We start from the raw sequence: 25,567 nt of genomic DNA, 5'->3' as shown, positions 1-25,567 counted from the left end.
AACCAGGATCCATAATTGGAAAAAAAACTCGGCCTGACTGCGCTAACCGCGCTGGTCCTTAGCTCAATGCTGGGAGCGGGTGTCTTCAGCTTACCGCAAAATATGGCAGAAGTTGCCAGCCCTGCGGCACTGCTTATCGGCTGGAGTATTACCGGCGTGGGGATCATCTTCCTGGCGTTTGCCATGCTGTTACTGACGCGTTTGCGCCCTGATCTCGATGGCGGAATATTCACCTATGCCAAAGAAGGCTTTGGTGATCTTATCGGTTTTTTCTCAGCCTGGGGTTACTGGCTATGCGCCGTTATTGCTAATGTCTCTTACTTAGTAATTGTTTTTGCTGCATTAAGCTTCTTTACTGATAAATCGGGTCACATTATCTTCGGTGAAGGGAATACTTGGCAGGCATTGCTGGGAGCCTCCTTCCTGCTATGGTTGGTGCATGCACTGGTTCTGCGCGGTGTCCAAACCGCCGCCAGTATTAACCTGGCCGCCACCTTGGCAAAACTGCTGCCTATCGGTGGTTTTATTGTGTTGGCGGGACTTGCATTCAGCCTTGATACTTTCAGTTTTGATTTTAGTGGTGTCGCGCTGCATACCCCGGTCTGGCAGCAGGTTAAGGACACCATGCTAATAACGCTCTGGGTCTTTATTGGTGTGGAAGGCGCAGTCGTTGTTTCGGCCCGCGCACGCAATAAAAAAGATGTGGGTCGGGCAACCATGTTAGCCGTACTTTCTGCCCTGTGCGTTTATTTGCTCATTACCCTATTGTCTCTTGGCGTAGTGCCGCGGGCTGAGTTAGCAGGCATGCGTAATCCGTCGATGGCTGGAATTATGGTCGAGATGATTGGCCCTTGGGGGGAAGTCATCATTGCCACTGGGCTCATTATTTCTGTGTGTGGCGCTTATCTTAGCTGGACCATTATGGCTGCTGAAGTGCCGATGGTTGCAGCTAAGCACGGGGCTTTTCCCAAAATGTTCCGCCATCAGAATAAAAACAATGCACCGGCACAATCTTTGTGGTTAACCAACTGCGCAGTACAGGTGGCTCTGATTCTGATTTGGCTGACGGGTAGCAACTACAATACCTTACTAACAATTGCGTCAGAAATGATTCTGGTACCCTATTTCCTCGTGGGAGCCTTCTTATTTAAAGTCGCCTTAAAGCGTCATGACTGGCGTTTGATTGTTGCTGCCAGTGGCGCGTGCTTGTATGGTTTGTGGTTAATTTATGCTGCCGGATTAGTGTACCTGCTGTTGTCCGTTCTGTTATATGCCCCAGGATTATTGGTATTTATTTATGCGCGCAAAGGGCATGAAGGGCTGAAATTACTCAATACCGTGGAGCGAGCGGCTATCTGCCTGGTGTTGATTGCAACTATTCCAGCAACCTGGCTCGCGATGCATTAAGCCCGAATAAAAGCGGCGAAAAATAAGATCTCAAATGGGCTGACCGCGTTACCTCAGTTTGCCCGTTTGAGTATCGTCTGTTAACTAATGATTAGCTGCTCCCGCCAAATCCACCGATAAACACTCCCCCTGCTGGTTTAATTTTATCGATTCCGGCAATTTTTGTTTAATCTCACCGAGTTGATCAGTATCCAAAGGGTAAGGCAACTGGATATCCAACACCGTAATGCCCTGTTGTTCGGCTAGCCGAATCAAGCGAACAATATTGGTTTGGTCATTAAGCTGGGTAGATAATACCTGTAAGGCCAATGCTTTAAGCCGCTCTTGCGGTGTTTTTTCCGATTCAGTCTGCGATTTTACTACCATGCCAAATATCGGCATAACACCATAAATCGCATCGATAAAACTCCACCGTTTTTTGCATGATGCGGCTAAAAATTCCGTGTAATTGAAACAAACCTTTTCACTGTGCGCTGGCGCACCAATGTGTTCGCCACTCATCCCTCAGTCCTCAGCTGATCGATACAGCTATTCATTAATCGTAAGTATTGATATATAAACGATAGGCGCAACAAAATAGAGATGACGATATAATCACTTTTATTAATATAATGAAATGATTTACCTGTTGTCTAGCAATCACTCATCAGCATTAATGATAAGCGGAATAAATAACATGCATAGTATTGCTGTCAACTGCGCGCTATGCTGAATTCTGGCACCTTTATAAACTGAAAAACATGACCAAAATTGTTTTTGTGGAAGACGACCCGGAAGTCGGAAAATTGATTGCTGCCTATCTGGGTAAGCATGACATTGATGTGTTTGTAGAACCCCGTGGCGATACGGCCCAGGCGGTGATTGAACAACAACAACCGGACTTGGTATTGCTTGATATCATGTTGCCAGGAAAAGATGGCATGACGCTGTGTCGTGATTTGCGGCCGGTTTATGAGGGGCCGATTGTGCTACTGACCTCGCTTGACAGTGATATGAACCATATTCTGTCGCTTGAAATGGGCGCAAATGACTATATTCTCAAAACCACACCACCCGCAGTACTGCTAGCACGCCTACGGCTACATCTTCGCCAGCATAATCAGCAACAAAGCAAAGAGATCATTAGTCCGCCATTTACCGGTCATAATGCGATTCATTTCGGCTTACTCTGTATCGATCCGGTAAACCGCCAAGTTAATCTTAATGATGAAGAGATAACATTATCCACGTCTGATTTTGATTTGTTATGGGAGTTAGCTACCCATGCAGGAATAATAATGGACCGTGAAGCGCTACTGAAAAATTTACGCGGCGTCAGCTACGACGGCATGGACCGCAGTATAGACGTTGCCATCTCGCGTTTGCGGCGCAAACTCTATGACAATGCTTTCGAGCCATTTCGCATAAAAACCGTGCGTAATAAAGGCTATTTATTCGCCCCCAATGCCTGGGAGTCCGTGCAACAATGAGGAAGCTATTTATTCAGTTTTTCTTATTGCTGTTCGTCTGTTTTATGGTGATGGCGATGCTGGTTGGCTTGGTTTACAAAGTCACCGCAGAGCGTGCTGGCAGGCAGTCATTAGATGACCTGATGAAAAGTTCACTTTCGTTGATGCGCAGTGAATTGCGGGAAATTCCCCTGAAGGATTGGAATAAAACCATTGCTACACTGGACTTAAATCTTTCCTTTCAGTTGCATATAGAACCTCTCGATAAACGGGATCTCGGCGAGCGTTTGAATAAACGCCTGCGCGCCGGTGAAATTATTGCGTTAGATGATGAATATACTTTCCTGCAACGTATCCCACGCAGTCACTACGTTCTTGCTGTCGGCCCAGTCCCCTATTTATTTTATTTGCATCAAATGCGCCTGCTCGACTTGGCCTTATTAATCCTGATTGGTATGTCCTTAGCGCTGCCAGTATTCTTGTGGATGCGCCCGCACTGGAAAGACCTACTGAAACTGGAGAATGCGGCTCAGCGACTGGGGGCTGGCTATCTTGACGAGCGAACCCATTTTGATCCTACGTCCAGTTTAAACCGCTTAGGCGTAGCGTTTAATCAAATGGCTGACAATATCAATACTCTGATTGTTAGCAAGAAATTACTCATTGATGGTATTGCTCATGAACTCCGCACACCGCTCGTGCGTTTACGCTATCGTTTAGCGATGAGTGACAACCTGACAGAAAGTGAACAATTGGCTTTAAATCATGATATTGGCCAGTTAGAAGCACTGATTGATGAGTTACTGACCTACGCTCGATTGGACCGCCCGCAGGTTTCCCTTAATCTGGAACCCATCGACCTACCCGCCTGGTTAACAGCAAAAGTCGTGGATATGCGCTTAATCCATAGTGATCGGGAAATCGAACTCGATATACCCCATCGCGGTGACTTTGGTGCTGTTGACCTGCGTCTGATGGAGCGCGTATTAGATAATCTGGTTAATAACGCGCTACGCTATTCCACTCAACGACTGCGTATCGGATTATGGTTTGATGGTGACAACGCCTGCTTGCAAGTTGAAGATGATGGGCCTGGTATCCCTTTGGAAGAGCGCGCACGCGTTTTTGAGCCTTTTGTTCGCCTCGATCCCAGCCGCGACCGGGCAACGGGAGGCTGTGGCTTGGGCTTGGCGATTGTTCACTCCATCGCACTGGCTTATCAAGGCAGTATCTCCGTCGATGCCAGTTCATTAGGCGGTGCCAGTTTCCGTTTCTGTTGGCCGGTAAAAAGCCTTTACTCACTGTCCGTTGCTCAAGATTAAGCACTAACTTTTACTTTGGAGTGTTTTATGACTACCGCTTACCACCACCTGCGTACAACCTTTACCCGGCTTGCACGTTTCGAACACCTGTCGGCTATTGCCGGATGTGATATGCAGACTATGATGCCAGTGAAAGGTAACCTTGCCCGTTCAGAAGCGATGGCGGAGCTGAATGTCTTACAACACCAGATATTAACGGCCAACCAGGTTGGTGAATGGTTAAAACAAGCTGAGCAAGAAACACTTGATGATATTGAGCAGGCAAATTTATGCGAAATGCGTCGCCATTATGACAATGCAGTCCTGCTGCCAGAAGCACTGGTAGAAGCTAAATCACTGGCAGGGGCGCGATGTGAGCATGCATGGCGGCAACAGCGTATCGCTAATGATTGGCATGGTTTTGCAAAGAACTTGCGGGAAGTGGTCAAACTCAGCCGTGAAGAAGCCTCGATACGTTCTCAGGCGGCTGGTATCTCGGGTTATGACGCATTACTTAATCTCTATGAACCAGGGACTAACAGTGCCGATTTAGACCGTATATTTGGTGATCTTAAGCAATGGCTACCTGACCTATTACAAAAAGTGACGGCTAAACAAGCCAATGAAAACTGCCTGATACCACAGGGCCCTTTTGACGTGGAAAAACAGCGTCAGCTTGGGTTACAAGTGATGAAAGTACTCGGTTTTGACTTTGACGGCGGGCGGGTCGATGTTAGTGTACATCCGTTCTGCGGTGGTGTTCCTCAAGACGTACGCATTACAACTCGTTATAACGAACAAGAATTTCTCAGTTCATTAATGGGTATTGTGCATGAAACAGGCCATGCCCGTTATGAGCAAAATCTACCACGTGAATGGTTAGGGCAACCCATTTCCCATGCACGGTCAACCGCCATCCATGAGTCCCAAAGCTTACTGTTTGAGATGCAATTAGCACGCAGTAATGAATTCTTACAAGTGATCCGCCCACTGGTAGCAAACCAATTTGGGGATCAACCCGCTTTTGCGCAACAGAACTTCATAGCTCTCAATCAACGGGTTAAAACGGGTTTTATTCGAGTTGATGCCGATGAAGTGAGCTATCCTGCCCATGTTATATTGCGGTATGAAATCGAAAAAGCGTTGATCAGTGGTGAAATCGAAGTAGATGATATCCCTATGCTGTGGAATGAGAAAATGCAGCAATACCTCGGTATTAATACTGAGGGTAATTACCGTAACGGATGTATGCAAGATATCCATTGGACCGATGGTGCTTTTGGCTATTTCCCAACGTATACATTGGGTGCAATGTATGCAGCGCAACTGTTCCAAACTGCCCGTGATGCTATGCCGGGGCTGGATAAAAGTATCGCTAGTGGCGATCTCAGCGCCCTATTCACCTGGTTACAACAGAATATCTGGCAGCATGGCAGTCGTTACTCAACCGCAGAATTAATTACCAAGGCTACCGGTGAAACACTTAACCCTCGCTATTTCCGCCAACATTTAGAGCGGCGCTATTTGTAATTTATTGCGTGTTAGTCTGCGCCTAACCTCTCATTAGGGTTGGGCGCCTTCTCCCTGCATAACTCAAATTACATCCCCACTATCAAGCGACGTTGATGTTACATAAGACGATAAGTTTATTAAAAGGCTCTATGTATGTTGTAACTAAAATAAGTGATTTAGTCGGTTATTTATCTGGTTTATTGCCGTTGTACAATCGGTTACAAGCCGAAACCAATGACTCACGGAAGCCAGTATATATTTCCTCTACTCTCTTTATAACGACCCAACGGGGCCGATATACAAACAGAACACTGAGGAATAAATTATGAAAACAGTATTAGCTCTGATTGTTGCTGCAACCTTGGGTGTATCATCTATAGCAATAGCCGCCGACACCGTTGCACCACCGGCAGCACCCGTTGTTACAGCACCTGTAGCTCATAGTGCACCGGCTAAAACCATGCACCACAAGAAAGCTAAAAAATCTGATTCGATGAAAAAAATGGATAAAGCAGCCCCGGTGCAAAAAGCACAGGCAGCCAAAAAACACCATAAAAAAGCGACACACAGTAAGTCAGCTCCAACCGCAGTGCCAGTGACCAAATAGCGGCAGCATTTAACTTGTGAAAGCTACAACAGGCTCTCACGATTGACCTGCAACAGCGATTCACTCGACACCCGGTTTACCGGGTGTTTTTTATTAGGAGTGCTGATAATGCTGCGCCATTATTTATTTGAAATCACTTTAGCCATATTAGTTATTTGCGGTCTGATCACATTATTCTTTTATTTATAGTACCAACAGCCGATAGCGCTCTAAAATTATCGAAAAATCAATTACTGACAACATATGACACAACTTATTATGTCTATAGTTAGCGCTAGTAGAGCCGTGATTGGTCGTCTAATCAGCAGGTCTCAGGTGTGTTAATGGATAACCTTTGGTCAGTAAATAAAGGCAAGGCTAATTATTTATGCGTTTATCTTCATTATTACTATTGAGTCTGTTGCCACTTTCCATCTCTATGGCTTTAGCCCTTCCCCCCACTGACAAGCCGAATGATGAAAGCAGCATTGCGGATCAAACCACGTTGTTCTTCGGGAAAGATGACCGTACAGCGATAACAAATAGTACGGAGTGGCCGTGGCAAGCCATTGGGCAAGTTGAAACAACCAGTGGCAACCTTTGCACAGCAACGTTAATCTCCCCTCGTCTGGCGCTCACCGCAGGCCATTGCGTTCTTACCCCACCGGGGAAAATTGATCGCGCTGTTGCCTTACGTTTTATTTCTCATGATGGTCATTGGAAGTACCAGATTACCCGACTGGAAACGCTGGTTGATGCCAAATTAGGTAAAAAACTTAAACCTGATGGCGATGGTTGGATAGTTCCACCCGCCGCCGCCGCTTATGATTTTGCACTTATTCGGTTAACTAACACAAAGCCTATCCCGATTAAGCCGTTACCGCTTTGGGATGGAACCTCAAGTGAGCTGACACAAGCGCTTAAATTGGTTAATCGTAAAATAACTCAAGCGGGTTATCCCCTTGATCATCTTGAAACTTTATACAGCCATGAAGACTGTCTGGTTACCGGGTGGGCACAACAGGGCGTACTTTCACACCAATGCGATACCTTGCCAGGTGACAGTGGTTCCCCACTATTACTAAAAAATGGCGACGCGTGGTCTTTAATTGCGATTCAAAGTTCTGCACCGGCCGCCAAAGACCGCTATCTTGCGGATAACCGCGCCCTAGCGGTAACGGCGATTAGAGAACGGTTAAAAACGCTCGCTAAAAATGCAGCAAAGTGACCACTTTATTCAGTGATACACAGAGTGAGGGATATCCCCTATTTCTTACTGACACAATGGGGCTTTTGGTTGAATTTGAAAACAAAAGTCCCACCTAATGCTGCTGCGTAACGGCTCAACGTGGTGAGGTTGGGAGAAATGATACCTTTCTCCATACGGCTGATATTTTGTTTTTTCAGCCCTGCTCGTTGCGCCACTTCCTCTTGTGTTAAATTACATTGCTGACGGGCAGCTTTCAGCTCAGTCATCATGGCGTCGCGAATCTGCAAGTCTGTGTAAGCTTCTTTGACCTGAGGATGATTTAAAGCATCTGTTTTAACCTCAGCAAAAGAAATAATGTCAAAGTCATCTTGTTTTTTCATGGTTGCAATCTCCGTTTGATTTCCTTCATCCGCTGATAAGCCAACATCAGTGTTCGTCTTGGGGTCTTTTGCGTCTTCTTTTGTAAGATATGAATGATGTAAACCTGCCAACCCAGGTGGTAAAAGAAAAAACCACGCCCGCCCCCCTCTCTAGCACTAACCCGCAATTCCTTTAGCCCGCGCCCAATATCCCGCACCTCTGGCTCCCGCAACTCATGACCATAAGCCTCTAACTCATCCATAGCTTTAATCAGAGCCGCCTGAATGCCTACAGGTAATTTAAACAACTCGCGCTGTGCCAACCTCAACAAACTAATTTGATACATAAGCAATCCCTGCACTGGAAAAACTCTATCAAACTCACCATAGGTAATCAAATATGGTGACCCTAAATCAGACAAACTTTAACCCAATGGTCTGATTTATCAGTACCCATATAGCGGGAGTTCAAGATAGGAGGCAATAACGCCGCGGCCATGCAGCCCAGTTAATTTACAATTCTCGACAGGCTTCGCATCAACATCAGCAAGTTTCATCTATTACATAGTTGACATGCAGATAAAAATAGACGAATCATAAAGATAGTGAATTTTATAGCGGTATATTAGGAAGGAATTTAGTCAGTAAGAGACTCCGCGTCTAAATCAATGATACTTAGAACGCGGAGTGATATTAATCGCTAATCAGGCAGAAAGCTGTTCGATAGTTTGTAGAATACGCTTGTCAGAAATAGGGTAAGCTGTCCCCAATTGCTGGGCAAATAAGCTCACACGCAGTTCTTCAATCATCCAGCGAACTTCTTTAACATCTTCATCTTGCTGGCGTTTTGGCGGCAATTTATGCAGCCATTGCTGCCACATCTGTTGCACATGTTCTACGCGTAGCATTTGGGCACGATCACGATGAGGGTCCATAGCCAGCTTTTCCAATCGGCGCTCAATCGCTTGCAGATAACGCAGTGTATCCGGCAGACGTTTCCAACCATTATTGGTCACGAAACCACGATAAATAAGCCCCCCTAGCTGGGCTTTGATATCAGAGAGAGCCAATGCCATTGAGATATCTATCCGGCCTTTCAGTCGCTTATTAATACTGAATACCGTCGTCAGAATTTGTTCAACTTGCTTGGCAATCTCAACCACCGTGTCATTCAGCTCAGCACGAACCTTTTCCTGTAGTCGAGCGAACTCCGCCTCTTGCCATGCGGGGCCACCATACTGCGCAACTAACTTATCCACACCACAAGCAATGCAGTCATCAATCAGGTCCAACACTTTGCCATAAGGATTGAAATAGAGCCCGAGCTTGGATTTGTTCGGCAATTTCTCATGTAAATACTTTATAGGGGATGGGATATTCAATAATAGTAAACGTCTTGTCCCCTGCCACATAGCTTGTTGTTGCTGAGATTCTGTATCAAACAAGCGAATAGCGACACTGTCTTTTTCATCCACCAGTGCCGGGTATGCCTTGACTTCATAGCCACCACGACGCTGCTCATAGCACAGCGGTAGATCACCGAAACTCCAGATATGTAAGTCAGTTTGTTCAATACCATCGTCGGCAACGGCGGACAATGTTTCCTGCACTTTCTCTTGTAACTGTAGCTTCAAGGCAGCAAGGTCTTTACCTTCACGCAAAATACGATTTTTATCATCGAGCACACGGAAGGTTATTTTAAGATGATCTGGAACTTGGTCCCATTGCCAACTATCACGTGACACTGTCACACCCGTCATGCGCCGCAGTTCACGCTCTAATGCATCGAGCAGCCCCACCTCCATCGGGGTAACGCGGGCCAGAAACGCCTCAGCATAATTGGGCGCGGGGACAAAATTGCGCCGCACCGGTTTAGGCAAAGACTTGATCAGTGCAATCACTAATTCACGCCGAATCCCCGGTATCTGCCAATCAAAACCCTGCTCTTGGATCTGATTAAGGATGGGCAACGGAATATGTACGGTTACCCCATCAGCGTCAGTACCGGGTTCAAATTGGTAGGAAAGCCGTAACTTAAGCGACCCCTGATACCAAAAATTGGGATAGTCGAGCGGGTTAACTTTGTTCGCGCCATCTTTGATAAGCATGGTTTTTTCAAAGTTCAATAACTCTGGCTGTGTCTGGCTGGTTTTCTTCCACCAGCTATCAAAATGACGGGCTGAAATAACCTCGCGACCAATTCGCTGGTCATAGAAGTTAAACAGTGTCTCATCATCCACCAGAATATCGCGCCGACGTGATTTGTGTTCCAACTCTTCAACTTCAGCCAATAGTTTGAGATTGGCGCGGAAAAAAGCGTGACGCGTTTGCCAATCCCCCTCCACCAAGCCATGACGAATAAACAACTCACGGCATAGCGGTGGGTCAATCGGGCCGTAATTGATTTTGCGCTCAGCAACTATGGGTAAACCGAATAGGGTGACTTTCTCACTGGCCATCACCGCACCCTGTGCTTTCTCCCAATGCGGATCACTATAATGGTGTTTCACCAAATGCTGCGCCAAAGGTTCGATCCATTCCGGCTCGATGCGGGCAGCAATGCGGCCCCATAAGCGACTGGTTTCGACCAGCTCAGCCACCATGCTCCATTTCGGCGGTTTTTTAAATAAACCGGAACCGGGGAAGATAGCAAACCTTGCGTTACGAGCACCGGTATACTCTTGCTTTTCAACATCTTTTTGGCCGATATGAGATAACAAACCGGTCAATATCGCGGTATGCACGCTACGGTAGTCGGCTGCAACACTATTCACCGGAATACCCAGTTCTTTCACCACCTGGCGCAGTTGCGTGTAGATATCCTGCCATTCGCGCACCCGCAAATAGTTGAGAAAGTCACTACGGCACAGTTTACGGAACTGCGCTGATGACAACTCTTTTTGCTGCTCTTTCAGGTAATCCCATAAGTTAACAAACGCCAGGAAATCAGAATCCTTATCCGCAAAGCGACGATGTTTTTCATCAGAAGCCTGCTGCTTATCCATTGGCCGTTCACGCGGGTCCTGAATCGACAACGCCGAGGTAATGATCATCAGTTCACGGACACTGCCACTTTTCTGTGCTTCCAGCACCATCCGTGCCAGACGAGGGTCGACGGGCAATTGCGCTAATTGTCGCCCCAGCGGGGTCAGTTGTTGATGACCATTATCAGCGGTTTGTATCGCACCCAGCTCTTCCAGTAACCGAACACCATCTTGGATATTGCGTTTATCGGGGGCTTCCACAAACGGGAATGCCGCAATATCACCCAGACCGAGTGACGTCATTTGCAAAATGACGGAGGCCAGGTTGGTTCGTAGAATTTCCGGGTCGGTAAACTCTGGGCGAGAGAGGAAGTCCTGCTCAGAATAAAGACGGATACAGATACCGTCTGACACACGGCCACAGCGGCCTTTACGCTGATTAGCTGACGCCTGAGACACCGGCTCGATAGGCAACCGCTGCACCTTAGTACGGAAGCTATAACGGCTGATGCGAGCTGTACCGGGGTCAATCACGTACTTAATCCCAGGTACGGTGAGCGAGGTTTCAGCCACGTTGGTCGCCAATACAATTCGCCGCCCATGATGCGACTGGAACACCCGATTCTGCTCACTGTTTGATAAGCGGGCATAGAGTGGTAGTACTTCCGTATGGGGCAGATTTTGCTTCATCAATGCATCAGCGGTATCACGAATCTCACGCTCACCACTCATAAAGATCAGAATATCGCCGGGACTTTCATGGCCTAACTCATCAACCGCATCAAAAATAGCCTGTAGTTGGTCACGTTCAACATCATCGGCATCATCCACAATGGGGCGATAACGTACTTCGACCGGATAGGTGCGGCCAGAAACCTCGATAATAGGGGCATTATTGAAATGCTGGGAGAAACGCTGCGGATCAATGGTCGCCGAAGTGATAATTACTTTTAGATCTGGGCGTTTGGGTAATAATTCACGCAAATAGCCCAAGATGAAATCAATGTTCAGGCTACGTTCATGGGCTTCATCGATAATCAACGTATCATATTGCATCAACAGACGATCTTGCTGAATTTCAGCTAACAAAATCCCGTCGGTCATCAACTTAACCAGCGTGTTTTCACCCACTTGATCGTTAAAACGCACTTTATAACCGACACAACCGCCAAGGGAGGTATCCAGTTCATCCGCAATACGGTTTGCGACGGTGCGCGCAGCCAGACGACGTGGTTGAGTATGGCCGATCACCCCTTGCACGCCCCGCCCCAATTCCAGGCAAATTTTCGGCAACTGGGTGGTTTTACCGGAACCGGTTTCACCGGCGACGATCACCACCTGATGGTCACGAATAGCATGGTAGATATCTTGCTTTTTCTGGCTGACCGGCAAGTTTTCAGGATAAGTTATCGCCGGACAAGCAGCTCGACGACGAATAACCCGCTGCATGGCGGTTGCTATATCAGCCTCAAGCTCGAGGGTAATCGCCTCTACGGCCTGTGGATTATTAATTTTTCGTGCGCCTTGCAGCCGACGCCGCAGGCGTTGTTGGTCACGGAGCATCAACTCACCGAGTTGGGTGGATAATGCTGCGAGCGAAGATTTCACGTTCTGTGTTCCTTGTTACGATGCGGCTGCAACCTACGGTATCAGCCCAATGATTTTATGCTATGAGTTTGATTGGCAGATATTTTTTATTAATCGGTATCAATTTTTAACCTGCCAATACCCCCATTTTCGACGCCAAATAGATGAGTGACCCATAGCTTTTATTAGATAAACCCTTACCTGATATGGTAACACAGCCTCGGATTACGCTGTAACCCGGCGGAGATTTCCTATCTGATTATCATCGTTCAATTAAATCGAACAAAGAACGCAAAATATTGCGCTATCACTAATAGAAAAATATTAATAAAGTGTATCTCATTGAAAGGGCGAACCGCCTAAGTCTCTGTTACCTGTTAAGGAATTACGATGAGCAAAGTACTGGTCCTGAAATCAAGCATTCTGGCAACTTATTCACAGTCCAACCAATTAGCTGACTTTTTTGTCGAACAATGGCAAGCAGCCCATGCTGACGACGAAATCACCGTACGTGACTTGGCCGCTCAACCGGTTCCGGTGTTAGATGGTGAACTGGTGGGTGCTCTGCGCCCTTCAGATGCCGCGCTAACACCGCGCCAACAAGAGGCTTTGGCACTGTCTGATGAGCTGATTGCGGAACTGCAAGCCAATGACGTGATAGTTATGGCAGCACCAATGTACAACTTCAATATCCCGACGCAGTTGAAAAACTATTTTGACCTGATTGCCCGTGCTGGCGTGACTTTCCGCTACACAGAAAAAGGTCCAGAAGGCTTGGTAACCGGTAAACGTGCCATTATTCTGACCAGCCGTGGGGGCATTCATAAAGACACCCCAACTGATCTGGTGGTGCCTTACCTGCGTCTGTTCCTGGGCTTTATCGGCATTACCGATGTTGAATTTGTGTTTGCAGAAGGCATTGCTTATGGTCCTGAAGTGGCGACCAAAGCACAAGCTGATGCCAAACAGTTACTGGCTCAGGTTGTCAGTGCTTAATTGATAACTTTCGCGCAGAAGTGGGTGTCTCCGTCAATGCGCGACTGAAAATGACCTTGTATTACCCTCGTGTTACCCAGTAGTGTCATTGGTTAATTGCGCGCCTTTCGGCGCGCTTTTTTCTCTGTGATTATGCCAGTAACGCCATCGCACTCTCTTCATCCGTAACCAAACCATTCACCCAATGCCCCCTGAGCGCCGCTTTAATAGCCTGATGTTTCTCCTTACCACCTGCGATAGCAATCACCGGTTTTTCTGGCTGAATACGTAAGCTGGCACTGGTTAAACGCTGATCCAATTCATAGGCGACGCGCTGACCATCGATATCAATGAAATTACCCAGCATTTCTGCCACAACATTCGCGGCCATGAGCACATCGACATCTTGTGCAGAAATAAAGCCATCTTTATGCAATGGACAATGATACCCCATTGAGCCAATACCGATAAACGTAACATCAGCCTGAGCTGCTTTCTCAGTGACAGTGCGGTAAATCCGGTGATTACACCACAGGTCACGATCCGCCGCGCTGTCAGCAAACAAAGGCGCGGGCAAAATAAAGTAGCGTCCTTGTGTTTTCTCGGCCATCCACAGCGGGACGTCATAGCGTGTACAGGAACCATCAGCAGCAATAGCGCCGATAAGTGAGACACAACTGTGCTGAGGACGTTCGAAATCAGGTAACTCATCAATGGCGGCTTTCAAACTGCGACCAGAGCCGACACCAATGACCAGTGGCTGTTCTTGACGCAGAAATTGCGACATCACTTCAGCCCCCACCACAGCAATGGCTCGTTGGATACCCGCGCTGTCCATCCCCAAGCTGGGGACCACCTGACACTGATGCAAGCCATACTGCTTTTGCACCTGTTCGGCCAGCGCCATACAGCGGCCAACCGGGTGAGCAATGCTGACACTGACCAGCCCGTTATCAATAGCACACGCCACCAGCCGCTGGGCCACCTGACGCGAAACCCCCAGGGCATCAGCAATTTCATGTTGCGTCTGCCCGGCAACGTAATACATCCAGGCCGCTCTGGCCGCTTGATCCAGCTTCTTATCACTCTTCTGCATGAGTTATCTGCGCAATATTATTTGAAATAGAGATAGGGGGTGAAACCACAATGGTCATCATCTTACGCCTCTATTTGACAGATTTTTATCTCTACTTACGGTTATGTGAGCCAAAGCCCACCTTTCGGGCAAAAGTTACATTACCCTAACGCCATTAGAGCAAATGCCCTACATTAGAGCTTATGCTCAAATTATAACGCCAACACTTACCGTGATTGTGGAGATAATTTATGAACAGTTTTCTGAATACCACCCATGCAGTGTGGTTGCACATTGGTGCAGGCTCCTTCCACCGTGCTCACCAAGCCTGGTATCTACACCGGTTACGGGCCATAGGCGATAATCGTTGGTCTATTGCTCTGGCTAATATTCGGGATGACGCGACCCCGTTGCTCAATGCATTACAAGCCCAAAACGGCGAATACACCTTGGAAACCGTGACACCAGGGGGGGAGCGTCAATATGAAAAAATCACATCAATCCGCAAAATTATCCCTTGGGATAAAGAACTGAGCCAATTGGTAGCACAAGGTAGTCTGCCAGAAACGCGCGTTATCTCCTTTACCGTGACCGAGGGCGGTTACTACCTGGATAACCAATTTAACCTGCAACAGGATAATGCGGATATCCAGGCTGACCTCAAAGGTGATTGCCGCACAATATACGGTGCTATCAGCCGTATCTTGCTGCAACGCCAACAGATGCAGAGCGGGCCAGTGACCTTGCTGAACTGCGATAATTTGCGTCATAACGGTGAGCGTTTCCGCCATTGCCTGCTTGAGTTCCTCGCACTTCGCGACCAGCAAAGCTTGCTCAGTTGGGTGACAAGTCAAACCCGTAGTCCCAATACCATGGTTGACCGCATTACCCCGCGCCCCGCTGATGACATCGCACCACGGGTGCTGGAACAAACCGGTTTCGCTGATCTGGCACCGGTTATGGGGGAATCATTCATCCAGTGGGTTATTGAGGACGATTTTATTGCCGGACGCCCAGCATTGGAGAATGTGGGTGTAGAGATGGTGGAATCAGTTCTGCCGTATGAAGAGGCAAAAATCCGCATTCTCAATGCCAGTCACAGTTGTATTGCCTGGGCTGGCACCTTGCTTGGGCGAAGTTACATTCATGAAAGTACCCAGACTGACGCTATTCGCCAGATGGCCTATGACTATGTGACTCAGGATGTCATCCCATCACTGTCTCCAAGCCCACTGGATCTTGCCAATTACCGTGATGTGGTGCTGGACCGTTTCAGTAATCCGTATATTCGTGACACCAACCAACGGGTGGCGGCAGATGGCTTTTCCAAAATTCCCGGATTTATTACACCCACATTGATGGAGTGCTACCAACGAGGTGATACCCCAGCAGCAACCGCGATACTACCCGCATTATTCTTCGTATTTATGGAAAGTTGGCATCAGGGCACCCTGCCGTATGAATACCAGGACGGAATACTGGACGCCGCGGCCGTCCATGCCATGTTCCAATCAACTGACCCGGTAGGTCTGTTCGCTCGCGACAGCAAGCTATTTGGGCCACTAGCCAGTGACAACCAGTTTGAACAGCTGCTGCGCCAATCGATTGACCGGGTAAATACCTGGCTCGTTGCTAACCGTTAATCATCGACAAGGAATTGCTATGTATCTTGGACTTGATTTAGGGACGTCAGAAATTAAAGCCGTGGTGATTGATGACCGGGGCCAGATTCTGGCCAGTGAAGGCGAACCCTTGACCGTGCAGCGCCCGCATCCTTTATGGTCGGAGCAAAATCCCACTGACTGGTGGCAGGCGACACAACGGGTTATTGGCCGCCTGCGCCATAAAATACCCCAGCGCTGGGGTGAGATCCTCGCGATTGGTCTTTCGGGTCAAATGCATGGCGCTGTGCTGTTGAGCCGCGAGGATCGTATCTTGCGACCGGCTATTTTGTGGAATGATGCGCGCTGTGCCGAAGAGTGTGATGAGTTGACCCGCAATGCCCCACAATTGCATCAGATTGCCGGAAATCTGGCGATGCCAGGCTTTACTGCACCGAAACTGTTGTGGGTTGCTCGCCATGAGCCGGAGGTGTTCGCACAACTGGCGACGGTACTGCTACCTAAAGATTATCTGCGCTGGATGATGAGTGGCGATAAGGTCAGTGATATGTCTGATGCCGCCGGAACGTTATGGTTGGATGTCGCCAGGCGCGACTGGTCGGACTCTCTCCTGGCTGCCTGCGGATTATCCCGCGATATGATGCCGCGCTTGATTGAAGGTAATGAACCCAGTGGTTACCTGAAAGCAGATATTGCGCGCGAGTGGGGCTTAGCCGATAAAGTGATTATTGCTGGCGGTGGTGGCGATAACGCAGCCAGTGCTGTTGGGATTGGTGCCATCAATCCTGGTGATGGCTTCATCTCTCTGGGCACGTCCGGTGTATTGTTTGCCATTAATGATTGCTACCGGCCCAATCCACAATCTGCCGTTCATGCCTTTTGCCATGCTTTGCCGCATCGCTGGCATCAGATGAGTGTCATGCTGACCGCAGCCAGCGCCATGCGCTGGTTGTGCCAATTGCTGGGAACCAATGAAACCACCCTTCTATCCGAGGTTGCGCAACTCAGTCGCTCAGAGCAGCGGCTGGCACCAATTTTCCTGCCTTACCTTTCAGGCGAACGCACCCCCCATAACGATCCGCTGGCAACCGGTGCGTTTCATGGCATGACTCATGCGACAGACCGTGCGGCGCTGGGATATGCCGTGCTGGAGGGGGTGACTTTCGGTATTGCTGATGGCCTAGCGGTGTTACAGCAGGCCGGTACCCAACTGAGCCAATCATCGTTGATTGGTGGTGGTGCACGCAGTGTGTGGTGGGGGCAATTGATGGCTGACACCCTTAACCTGCCAATTGTCACCCACAGCGGTGGGGAGGCTGGTGGGGCTTTAGGTGCCGCACGTTTAGGGTGGCTTGCCAGCGGCGGTGATGAGCAGGAGGTGTGCAGCAAACCACAAATCGACCAACGCTTCATCCCCGATGTTAACCGGCAAGATGCCTTGTTTGCCCGCCTTGAACGCTATCGACTGCTCTATCAACAGCAGCGGCAGTTACGCCAACAACAGCCGCAATAACCATCTAAAAAATAAAGATATAACAAGCCCGGGCGAGCCTATCGCCCTTTTCTCTGTCCCTATAACCGTTGCTCCTACCAGCAACTCAACCAGCCGGCGCTCAAGCGCCAGAGGAACTTACTATGCAAAAAAAACCTACCCACTGGTTTGGTTTGCCAATGAATTTGTTCTGGGGTTACATTGCCATTGCCATTTTTATGAGCGGCGATGGATTTGAAATGGCCTTCTTATCCAAACATATTACTGATATGGGCTTTTCTCCGGCACAATCAGCCTTTGTGTTTACACTCTATGGCTTAGCTGCTGCCATTGCCGCCTGGAGCTCTGGTGTGGTTGCAGAGATCATCACGCCACAACGCGCCATGCGGATTGGTTTTGTGCTGTGGGTGGTCATGCACTGCTTATTTATGGTATTCGGTTTAGGCATTAAAAGTTATCCACTAATGTTGCTGTTCTATGGTATTCGTGGGTTGGCCTATCCGTTATTTATCTATTCATTTGTTATGTTAATTGTTCAAAATGTCCCTAAACAGCAACTCTCTTCTGCCATGGGTTGGTTTTGGGCGATGTATTCCGTCGGTATCGGTGTCATAGGGAGCTATTTGCCCAGTTTCACCATTCCGGTGATTGGTGAAACCGGTACGTTGTGGTTTGCCATTGTCTGGGTCATGGCCGGCGGTATGATGGCGTTGATATTACTGCGCAATGTTGGCACTGCCAGCCCTAAAGCATCACTCTCAAATAAAGAAAAAATCAAAGAGTTGTCACGGGCCGTCACTATTCTGTTTACCAATAAAAACATCTTCTTATCCTGTTTAATCCGCATCATCAACACCCTGTCATTATTTGGTTTTGCCGTTATTATGCCGCTCCTGTTCGTTGGCCGACTTGGTTTTACCATGTCTGAATGGCTGCAAATCTGGGCGGTGTTCTTCTTCGTGACAATTTTCACCAATATTATGTGGGGGATCTTGGGCGAAAAAATTGGTTGGATGCGGCAGGTGCGTTGGTTTGGCTGTATCGGTTGTGCCCTTTCTAGTCTGGCGTTCTACTATATTCCGGTTCATTTCGGCCATAATTTCTGGGCGGCCCTGATCCCGGCAGTAATGTTGGGGATAACCGTAGCCGCTTTCGTTCCGATGACCGCAGTATTCCCGGTATTGGAACCGGAACACAAAGGTGCAGCCATCTCGATTTATAACTTGTCTGCGGGTCTGAGTAACTTTGTTGCCCCGGCGATTGCCTCGCTGGTGTTACCTTTCTTCGATATTGTTGGCGTGGTGTGGGTTTATACTGCGCTGTATCTGATTGCTGCTGTGCTGACCCTGATTGTTAAAGTTGAGCAACCAGGGCATGCAGATACCTATTATCGCAAAGAATCACTCGATAGCCTCGCTGGGCATCCTGCTACGGCCAGTTTACACCCTGAGCGCTAGCGGGTTATTTTTTAAGCTAAGGCCAATACCGTCGAAATCAATATTTCAGCAACCCGAAGTTTAGACATAAAAAACGCCCGTGCTGAGACGGGCGTTTTCCATAGCGTCATTGATACCATCATCGCAACAATTAGCGCTGCATCCACTGGCCATTAATACCGCGCACATATTCACCGGCAGCCGCACGGTTAACTAACTTTTGCCCTGCCAGCTTGGCAACATCTTCAGTTGAAATATGGTTTTTCTGCGCCACTTCCTGATATTTCTCTGTTCTGGCAATATTGATTTGCTCTACCAACGCCAGTGTCTCAGGATCTTTTTTGACCGGAGCCAAATAACCACTTAGGGTTTCGCCAACCCGCCCTTGCTGCTTTGCCTGTTCCACGGTCAGGGCGAAAGCCATGGCGCTGAACAGCAAACTGCCACTCAATATCGTCCACCCCAACATCACTCGAATCAGCCTTAGCCTGCCACCAATCCAGCCTGAATTTTGCTTTTTCATCGTGGCTCCTTAAAATAGATTGGATTGATTTTTAAGCAAGTTTTCCACATCTTTATCAACTTTTATCTGGATTTCATGCTCAATCTTGACGTTCATATTGATAGTGATCGGTTTTTCCGGTGTCGCTACCTCAAGGCGTAAACAGCCACTGAGCATCAAAACACCCAAAGCTATTGCCACATGTTCCCCTGTCAAGATCTTCATTCCTTCGTCCTCGCCGGTATCACTGTTGGTTGTAAAGAAAGCGTCTGTTGTAGCCACTCTTGTAAATTGTCACCAAAACGCAGGCTACGCCAGAGTTGGAACACATTTTCCTGATGCTGATAATTCAATACTATCTCACGCTTTGAGTTTTTTTGCGTATTCACACCATGAATCTTCGAGCGTAATGTCAATTGCCCCAAATTATCCAGATCCACTTTGGCATAAGATTGATAAATCTCCATATAGCGTAACCAATCAATCGCAGCACCGGCGACAAAGTTACTATCACCGATTGAATTGGCCAGATCTTGATCGAGGCGCAATGTCACCCTGCCATCGTTAGCAATCCAACCATTACGCACCAACCACTGTGGGTTATTGAGATAAAGAGGCAATTCCCCGTTGACCTTCCCCGACATCGCAAACTGTTTCGGTTGTAGCACGGTAAATAGCTCACTCAAGTCAATGGCGGTTAATTTCAGCACGGCGGCGTCGTGTTGCGGTAAGCGTAACGCGGACAAACTCAGATGGCCGTTAAGAATGTCCATACCGACGTTACTCAAAGTTAACGGTGCATCATCAGAATAGGGATAAGTACCTTGTAAATCAGCAGTTATATTCTGCATTTCAAACAAGTTGCTTATTGAGGCGATACGCAACATCACCGGGTCTTTCGCGCCCAACTGCCAGTGGTGATTCTGCAAGCGATACGACATGACAAAATCTAACCCGCTCATTTCTCCGTCTTTCAGCCACATCCCGCCATTCTTCACCACCCAGTGACCACCGGCGGTAAAGCCTTGTTCTCGGGCTGCCGAAAAGGCCGCCTGAGCATACAGCTCTCCATCACGCAGTTTGATGCCTAACTCGGATGCGATAAGCGGCTGGAATACGGTTAACGATTGTTTCGGCCACCAGCCCTCACCCCGTAACCGCTCGCCATCCCAGCGGCCGCGCAGTGGGATCGGCCCGATAGGCTGCGCCTGCAATTGCCCCTGCCACAGAAAGCTGTTTGGTTCCCGACCATTGAGTTGCAAAGATAATTCAGCGGGAGGTAGATAACCGCCCCCGTCGCTGAACGACACTTTTTTCGCCCCTAACGCAAAACCGGCAATAAAGGCTGGGTGATGGTTATCGCGCTGCCAGGTGAGTGGTTTCACCAATGTCAGTCTTGGCGCCTCAACCTTAACCAGGCCATATTGCAACCGATCAAAACCGGTCGAGAGCTGGTCAACGGTGATTAATGTATCGCGCCAACTCCCCTTGCCCGCCATATCCCAGCGAGCAGCCAGTGGCGGCAGGTGACCATTGCCCCAGTAACGCCACTGCCAATAACCTTTATCCGGCCAAAACTCTTGCGCCTGACCATCCAAATGCAGGTTGAAATTACCCCAATAGCTGTCTTGTGCATCAACGATGGCTTGTAGACGCCCGCTAACCCCGGCAGCCGTGACCTTGACACCAGCCAATGGCCAGCGAGCATCTCTTATCCGCAATTCAGGCGTCACATTGCCATGCGCGCGCAGTAACGCCCCCGGGTGCAGCACCCACGTTGGGTTCAACACCGAACCACTGAGCAGCCCTGGAATGGTGGCATTAAGCACCATTTTCTCCAGATTAGCCTGACCACTGAGTTGGAATTTTAAATCGCTGTTTATCATGCTCAGATTACCCGGCCCGAGGGTCAATACGGCATTACCCTTACCACTCTGCCCAGAGGTAATCACATTAATTCGCGCGTCAACTGAGGTCTGATCCAACCCTTGGTCCCAGTCATGTAACGTCAGGTTAATACCGCCACTTAATGGTTGCTGCGCGTATGGCCATTGCCACTGTCCGTTAACTAGCTGAATTTGGTTTACCGCAACACGCCATGGCAACCGTGCGAGCGGCACATCATCGCCACGCTCAGTGAGCGTCAGCACACCTTGCTGCTGTTGCCAGCTCAAGTTTAGAAGCAGTGGTTTAGACAGATAACCGGTGGTTAGCATCCCCTGTAATTCACCCTGTTCCGGCCAATCATCCAGTGACAAAGGAATCTTTATTTTTCCACTGAGTTCGAAAGGCTGCGGGGTACCAGGAACCGCAATAGAGAATTGATGCAAACTCAGTTGTTGATCCTGATCAAGGGTCGCGGCAAAGCTCAGTTGCGGCCCCTGATAACGTAACTCTTGAATCAATTTAAGCTTATCGGGCGAGGTGAGGGTCAGTTTACCGGCATATTGCTGCCAGGGCGTAATCTGCAAATTGCTGATATCCAGATCCAATACCGATAACTGCTGTTGCCAGTAAGCTAAATTCAGTGGTGCGCTGTCGCCATTAGTCGGTAATTTACTCAAACAAGCAGTATCCAACGCAACATTACCGGCCGCAAGTTGCCAGCGCCCCTGATGGTAGCCGACACTCAATTGATTCATATTTGCGAGGGTGCAGTCTTGTATCGAATAGCGCAATTGCTTGATACGCAGTGCGCCGTCACGCCATACCGGTGGCGTAGCCAGCGTTATCTGACTCCCCACGGGTAACCAATAATGTGCCACTTTGGGTAACCACTGTGGCAGGGTTTTCCATAATGCCATCAGAGAAATTGCGCTGATTAATAACAACCAACCCACTATTTTTGCGCATTTAGCCATGACTCGCCTTGTTTTATCCCCAACCAGACTTACGGTGTGCTTTAATCAAATCACTGCAAGATACCATAATAGATAACGCTACCCTTGCAACTCAGACAAAACTGTTGCCATTGAAAGTTGGAATAAAAACCTTATCTCTTTGGCATGAAAAAGTTACAAGTGCTCTATTTAACTTATTATTGTGGCAAATTGTATGATTTATTCAAATCTGTTAGATTGATCACAATATTTTAGCGGAGATATCGCGATGAAATTAGCCGTTTACAGTACTAAACAGTATGACCGTAAATACCTCGAATTGGTCAACAAAGATTTTGGCTTTGAATTAGAGTTTTTCGATTTTCTGTTAACGCCAAAAACAGCAAAAATGGCTGCTGGCTGTGATGCGGTCTGTCTTTTCGTCAACGATGATGGTTGTCGTGCGACATTGGAAGAACTGAAAAGTGTCGGCGTCGAGATTCTAGCGTTGCGTTGCGCTGGTTTCAATAATGTGGATCTGGAAGCCGCGAAAGAACTGGGAATTCAGGTAGTTCGTGTCCCTGCCTATTCACCTGAGGCGGTCGCTGAACATGCTGTGGGTATGATGATGAGCCTTAACCGCCGAATTCATCGTGCTTATCAGCGCACCCGTGATGCCAACTTCTCGCTGGAAGGACTGATCGGCTTCAATATGCATAACCGCACTGCCGGGATTATCGGTACCGGTAAAATTGGTGTGGCAACCATGCGCATTCTGAAGGGTTTTGGTATGCGTCTGCTCGCTTTTGACCCCTATCCAAGTGCGCAAGCTCTGGAACTGGGTGCTGAATATGTCGATCTCAAAACGCTATATGCTGAATCTGACGTTATTTCCTTGCATTGCCCGATGACACCGGAAAACCATCATCTGCTTAATAAACAATCATTTGATCAAATGAAAAACGGTGTAATGATCATCAACACCAGTAGAGGTGGTCTGATTGACTCTACCGCAGCCATTGATGCCCTAAAACAGCAAAAAATAGGTTCGCTCGGCATGGATGTGTATGAAAATGAACGTGACCTGTTCTTTGAAGACAAATCCAACGATGTGATTCAGGATGATGTTTTCCGCCGTTTATCTTCTTGTCATAACGTGTTATTTACCGGGCATCAGGCGTTTCTGACCGAAGAGGCGCTGACCAGTATTTCGGCCACCACAATGCAGAATATTGCCCAGTTGAAAAAGGGTGAACCCTGCCCGAATATTATTACCGCCTGATTATTTATACGTTATAACAAGCGGCAGCATGGGATACCCAATAGATTTCGAGCACAGGCAGGCGGCAAACAGAAGTAGCCAATACACCTGAGACTTGAAAGATGGCGGGTATCAACGTGCCGGACAAGCGCCGCGCATTAACGCCCATTCTTCACAACGTTTACCATCGGGTAACTGACACATCCCTACGCTGCCACCATTGAGTTGTTTGGCAATGGTTAATACACCACCGGCATTGGCACAATTGACTGCCGCCGGATTGGCCATATTAATATTATGGTGGACACTGGCGCTGGTGGCTTGTTGCACGGGTTCATAGGCATCAACATTATTTAAAGCTGTATCCGTTGGGTCATTGCTGCTACAGGCGGCTAAAAAGAACACAGCGCCACCCACAAACATTGATAATACTTTCATTCTTCTGCTCCGGCATGAGAAAGGCATAAATCTATTGTTTAATGCAATTTCGTCTACGCTAATTGGCTTATATAATATCTGTTATAATTAAAACACAACATAAATAAGCGCAAATTCGATAATTAAACTTAACCTGTAACAAGGTGAATAGCCGAATTATCAAGGTAGTTTGCTGTTAAAAATTTGGCGAAATAACCAAACCGAGACTAATTAGATAGAGAATCAGTTACCTACGATTTGGATAAAAATAAAACGGGAATAACTATGATCACTGATTTACTGCTACGAATAGCCCTTGCCGGATTGCTGGGTGGGTTAATAGGTATTGAACGTCAATTGCGGTCAAAAGAAGCAGGATTGCGTACTCATATCCTGGTTGGTATCGGCAGTGCCATGTTTATGATTGTTTCAAAATACGGTTTCGAGGACTTACTGACACTGGAACACGTCAGTTTTGACCCTAGTCGAGTCGCAGCACAGGTTGTCAGCGGCATGGGGTTCCTGGGAGCCGGGACGATTATGATTCAAAAGCAGATGGTTAAAGGCCTAACAACCGCAGCCGGTATGTGGGTAACAGCGGCTATCGGCCTGGTGATTGGTAGCGGCCTGTATGAAATTGGCATCTATGGCACGCTAATGACACTGGTGGTACTGGAGATCTTCCGCCAATTGAGTAATCGCCTGCTTGGCCAGCACCATTATGTCTCGATCAAACTGTTACCCGAAAGTGTGCCACTTATTCTGGTCGCATTGCAAAAACTGCGACTGCGACCAATTAACCTGTCAGTGGTACAAAAACGTGAAGAGAAGGATACCGATTGTGAACTGACCATGGAAGTGACTTTGTCACCTAGAAAAAGTCTCGATCAGTTTTATGAGACGTTATTGTCTATTGATGGCATACATCAATTAGACATTAAATAGTTGAAAAGGACGTTATCCTACCTTTCAGTGACACCGACCATCACTCATTAGCGTGTTATCCCGCCCCACCACGATAACGCGCTAATAGATGAGTTCCGCCTGTATCCTACAGGCGTGATTAATGCATGGGTGTCTTAGACAGCAGATTAATCACCATAACCCCCGCAATGATTAGCGTCATCCCGGCAATGGCTGCCCAATCAAGCTTTTGTTGGTACATAAAGGTAGCGGCGATCGACACCAAAACAATACCCAACCCTGACCAGATGGCATAAGCGATACCTAATGGCATGGTTTTAACCACCTGCGAAAGCCCCCAAAATGCAATGCCGTAGCCAATAACCACCACAATTGAGGGTACCAATCGGGTAAACCCATCAGATGCTTTCAGCATCGTAGTAGCCACCACTTCGGCAACAATTGCCATCATTAAATACATGAAACCGCTCATCATCATTTTCTCATTTCAGTATTGGGTCAACATTATGCCCGTCCCATATTAAATGTTCATTAAATCTAATTCAGTTTCACAATTATTTTACAAAAGCACCCATAGGTATTGCTTCGCCAAGCGATATCTGAGCAGTGCAATAAATAGTTTTCTAATTGTAATAATTATTATCCGAATA

General features: G+C 47.8%; 22 protein-coding genes. 12 read left to right on the top strand and 10 right to left on the bottom strand.

Annotation, left to right across the window (positions count from 1 at the left end):
• Positions 1–15 precede the first annotated feature (15 nt).
• Positions 16–1,407: an amino acid permease gene (locus V1955_RS10710; RefSeq protein ID WP_083158797.1), complete on the top strand. Its 1,392-nt coding sequence runs from the start codon at positions 16–18 to the stop codon at positions 1,405–1,407.
• Between the two features lie 84 nt (positions 1,408–1,491).
• On the opposite strand, the gene V1955_RS10705 is transcribed toward V1955_RS10710, so the two are convergent.
• Positions 1,492–1,908, bottom strand: a complete 417-nt coding sequence (locus V1955_RS10705) for a hypothetical protein (protein ID WP_083158796.1) — start codon at positions 1,906–1,908, stop codon at positions 1,492–1,494.
• A gap of 239 nt (positions 1,909–2,147) precedes the next feature.
• Here V1955_RS10705 and rstA point away from each other — a divergent pair, with 239 nt between their 5' ends.
• The 5 genes from rstA to V1955_RS10680 all read left to right on the top strand — a co-directional run bounded on the left by rstA (position 2,148) and on the right by V1955_RS10680 (position 7,482).
• On the top strand, positions 2,148–2,876 hold the full coding sequence (gene rstA / locus V1955_RS10700) for a two-component system response regulator RstA (protein ID WP_083163624.1): 729 nt from the start codon (positions 2,148–2,150) through the stop codon (positions 2,874–2,876).
• Positions 2,873–4,177, top strand: a complete 1,305-nt coding sequence (gene rstB, locus V1955_RS10695; protein ID WP_083158795.1) for a two-component system sensor histidine kinase RstB — start codon at positions 2,873–2,875, stop codon at positions 4,175–4,177. Before rstA ends, rstB begins: the two co-directional genes overlap by 4 nt.
• Positions 4,178–4,204: 27 nt before the next feature.
• Positions 4,205–5,686: a carboxypeptidase M32 gene (locus tag V1955_RS10690; protein ID WP_442820874.1), complete on the top strand. Its 1,482-nt coding sequence runs from the start codon at positions 4,205–4,207 to the stop codon at positions 5,684–5,686.
• 307 nt (positions 5,687–5,993) lie between these two features.
• On the top strand, positions 5,994–6,275 hold the full coding sequence (gene asr / locus V1955_RS10685; RefSeq protein ID WP_083158793.1) for an acid resistance repetitive basic protein Asr: 282 nt from the start codon (positions 5,994–5,996) through the stop codon (positions 6,273–6,275).
• 367 nt (positions 6,276–6,642) lie between these two features.
• Positions 6,643–7,482, top strand: coding sequence for a trypsin-like serine peptidase (locus tag V1955_RS10680; RefSeq protein ID WP_083158792.1), 840 nt, complete (start codon positions 6,643–6,645; stop codon positions 7,480–7,482).
• Between the two features lie 38 nt (positions 7,483–7,520).
• Here the strand turns inward: V1955_RS10680 and V1955_RS10675 are convergent, their stop codons facing one another.
• From V1955_RS10675 to hrpA, 3 genes are all read right to left on the bottom strand, one after another.
• Positions 7,521–7,844: a helix-turn-helix domain-containing protein gene (locus V1955_RS10675; RefSeq protein WP_083158791.1), complete on the bottom strand. Its 324-nt coding sequence runs from the start codon at positions 7,842–7,844 to the stop codon at positions 7,521–7,523.
• Positions 7,841–8,170: a type II toxin-antitoxin system RelE/ParE family toxin gene (locus V1955_RS10670; RefSeq protein ID WP_193784656.1), complete on the bottom strand. Its 330-nt coding sequence runs from the start codon at positions 8,168–8,170 to the stop codon at positions 7,841–7,843. Before V1955_RS10670 ends, V1955_RS10675 begins: the two co-directional genes overlap by 4 nt.
• 357 nt (positions 8,171–8,527) lie before the next feature.
• Positions 8,528–12,415, bottom strand: a complete 3,888-nt coding sequence (hrpA, locus tag V1955_RS10665) for an ATP-dependent RNA helicase HrpA (protein WP_442820873.1) — start codon at positions 12,413–12,415, stop codon at positions 8,528–8,530.
• A gap of 369 nt (positions 12,416–12,784) precedes the next feature.
• Here hrpA and azoR point away from each other — a divergent pair, with 369 nt between their 5' ends.
• Entirely contained in the window at positions 12,785–13,390 is a 606-nt protein-coding gene (gene azoR, locus V1955_RS10660) for an FMN-dependent NADH-azoreductase (protein ID WP_083158789.1), read from the top strand.
• A 130-nt stretch (positions 13,391–13,520) separates the two neighbouring features.
• On the opposite strand, the gene V1955_RS10655 is transcribed toward azoR, so the two are convergent.
• A complete protein-coding gene (locus V1955_RS10655) occupies positions 13,521–14,465 on the bottom strand; it encodes a sugar-binding transcriptional regulator (RefSeq protein WP_083158788.1) in 945 nt (314 codons plus the stop codon).
• A gap of 230 nt (positions 14,466–14,695) precedes the next feature.
• Here V1955_RS10655 and dalD point away from each other — a divergent pair, with 230 nt between their 5' ends.
• The 3 genes from dalD (at position 14,696) to V1955_RS10640 (ending at position 19,015) form a co-directional block, all read left to right on the top strand.
• A complete protein-coding gene (gene dalD, locus V1955_RS10650; protein ID WP_442820872.1) occupies positions 14,696–16,087 on the top strand; it encodes a D-arabinitol 4-dehydrogenase in 1,392 nt (463 codons plus the stop codon).
• A gap of 19 nt (positions 16,088–16,106) precedes the next feature.
• A complete protein-coding gene (xylB, locus tag V1955_RS10645; RefSeq protein WP_442820871.1) occupies positions 16,107–17,579 on the top strand; it encodes a xylulokinase in 1,473 nt (490 codons plus the stop codon).
• A gap of 122 nt (positions 17,580–17,701) precedes the next feature.
• Positions 17,702–19,015 (top strand): MFS transporter, encoded by a 1,314-nt coding sequence (locus V1955_RS10640; protein ID WP_050085290.1) that lies wholly within the window; start codon positions 17,702–17,704, stop codon positions 19,013–19,015.
• Between the two features lie 130 nt (positions 19,016–19,145).
• Here V1955_RS10640 and V1955_RS10635 read toward each other — a convergent pair whose 3' ends face one another.
• The 3 genes from V1955_RS10635 to V1955_RS10625 are packed head-to-tail and all read right to left on the bottom strand — an operon-like array spanning position 19,146 to position 22,357.
• Positions 19,146–19,517 carry a YdbL family protein gene (locus tag V1955_RS10635; protein WP_083158786.1) on the bottom strand — a complete coding sequence of 124 codons (372 nt, stop codon included), beginning with the start codon at positions 19,515–19,517 and terminating at the stop codon, positions 19,146–19,148.
• A 9-nt stretch (positions 19,518–19,526) separates the two neighbouring features.
• Positions 19,527–19,721, bottom strand: coding sequence for a YnbE family lipoprotein (locus V1955_RS10630; protein WP_193784655.1), 195 nt, complete (start codon positions 19,719–19,721; stop codon positions 19,527–19,529).
• Complete coding sequence (locus tag V1955_RS10625) at positions 19,718–22,357, bottom strand: YdbH family protein (RefSeq protein WP_083158785.1); 2,640 nt, start codon at positions 22,355–22,357, stop codon at positions 19,718–19,720. Before V1955_RS10625 ends, V1955_RS10630 begins: the two co-directional genes overlap by 4 nt.
• Positions 22,358–22,604: 247 nt before the next feature.
• Between V1955_RS10625 and V1955_RS10620 the strand changes: the two genes are divergently transcribed.
• On the top strand, positions 22,605–23,597 hold the full coding sequence (locus tag V1955_RS10620) for a 2-hydroxyacid dehydrogenase (RefSeq protein ID WP_083158784.1): 993 nt from the start codon (positions 22,605–22,607) through the stop codon (positions 23,595–23,597).
• Positions 23,598–23,708: 111 nt separating this feature from the next.
• Here V1955_RS10620 and V1955_RS10615 read toward each other — a convergent pair whose 3' ends face one another.
• Complete coding sequence (locus tag V1955_RS10615; protein ID WP_083158783.1) at positions 23,709–24,014, bottom strand: putative hemolysin; 306 nt, start codon at positions 24,012–24,014, stop codon at positions 23,709–23,711.
• Positions 24,015–24,278: 264 nt separating this feature from the next.
• Here V1955_RS10615 and V1955_RS10610 point away from each other — a divergent pair, with 264 nt between their 5' ends.
• Complete coding sequence (locus tag V1955_RS10610; protein WP_083158782.1) at positions 24,279–24,938, top strand: MgtC/SapB family protein; 660 nt, start codon at positions 24,279–24,281, stop codon at positions 24,936–24,938.
• A gap of 118 nt (positions 24,939–25,056) precedes the next feature.
• Here V1955_RS10610 and V1955_RS10605 read toward each other — a convergent pair whose 3' ends face one another.
• Positions 25,057–25,389, bottom strand: a complete 333-nt coding sequence (locus V1955_RS10605; protein WP_083163615.1) for a DMT family transporter — start codon at positions 25,387–25,389, stop codon at positions 25,057–25,059.
• Positions 25,390–25,567 lie beyond the last annotated feature (178 nt).

Source organism: Yersinia sp. 2545 StPb PI (assembly GCF_052217125.1).
GTDB classification, from domain to species: domain Bacteria; phylum Pseudomonadota; class Gammaproteobacteria; order Enterobacterales; family Enterobacteriaceae; genus Yersinia; species Yersinia enterocolitica_E.
Note: the sequence above shows the minus strand (reverse complement) of the source record. Positions and strands in the feature narration are given on the sequence as shown.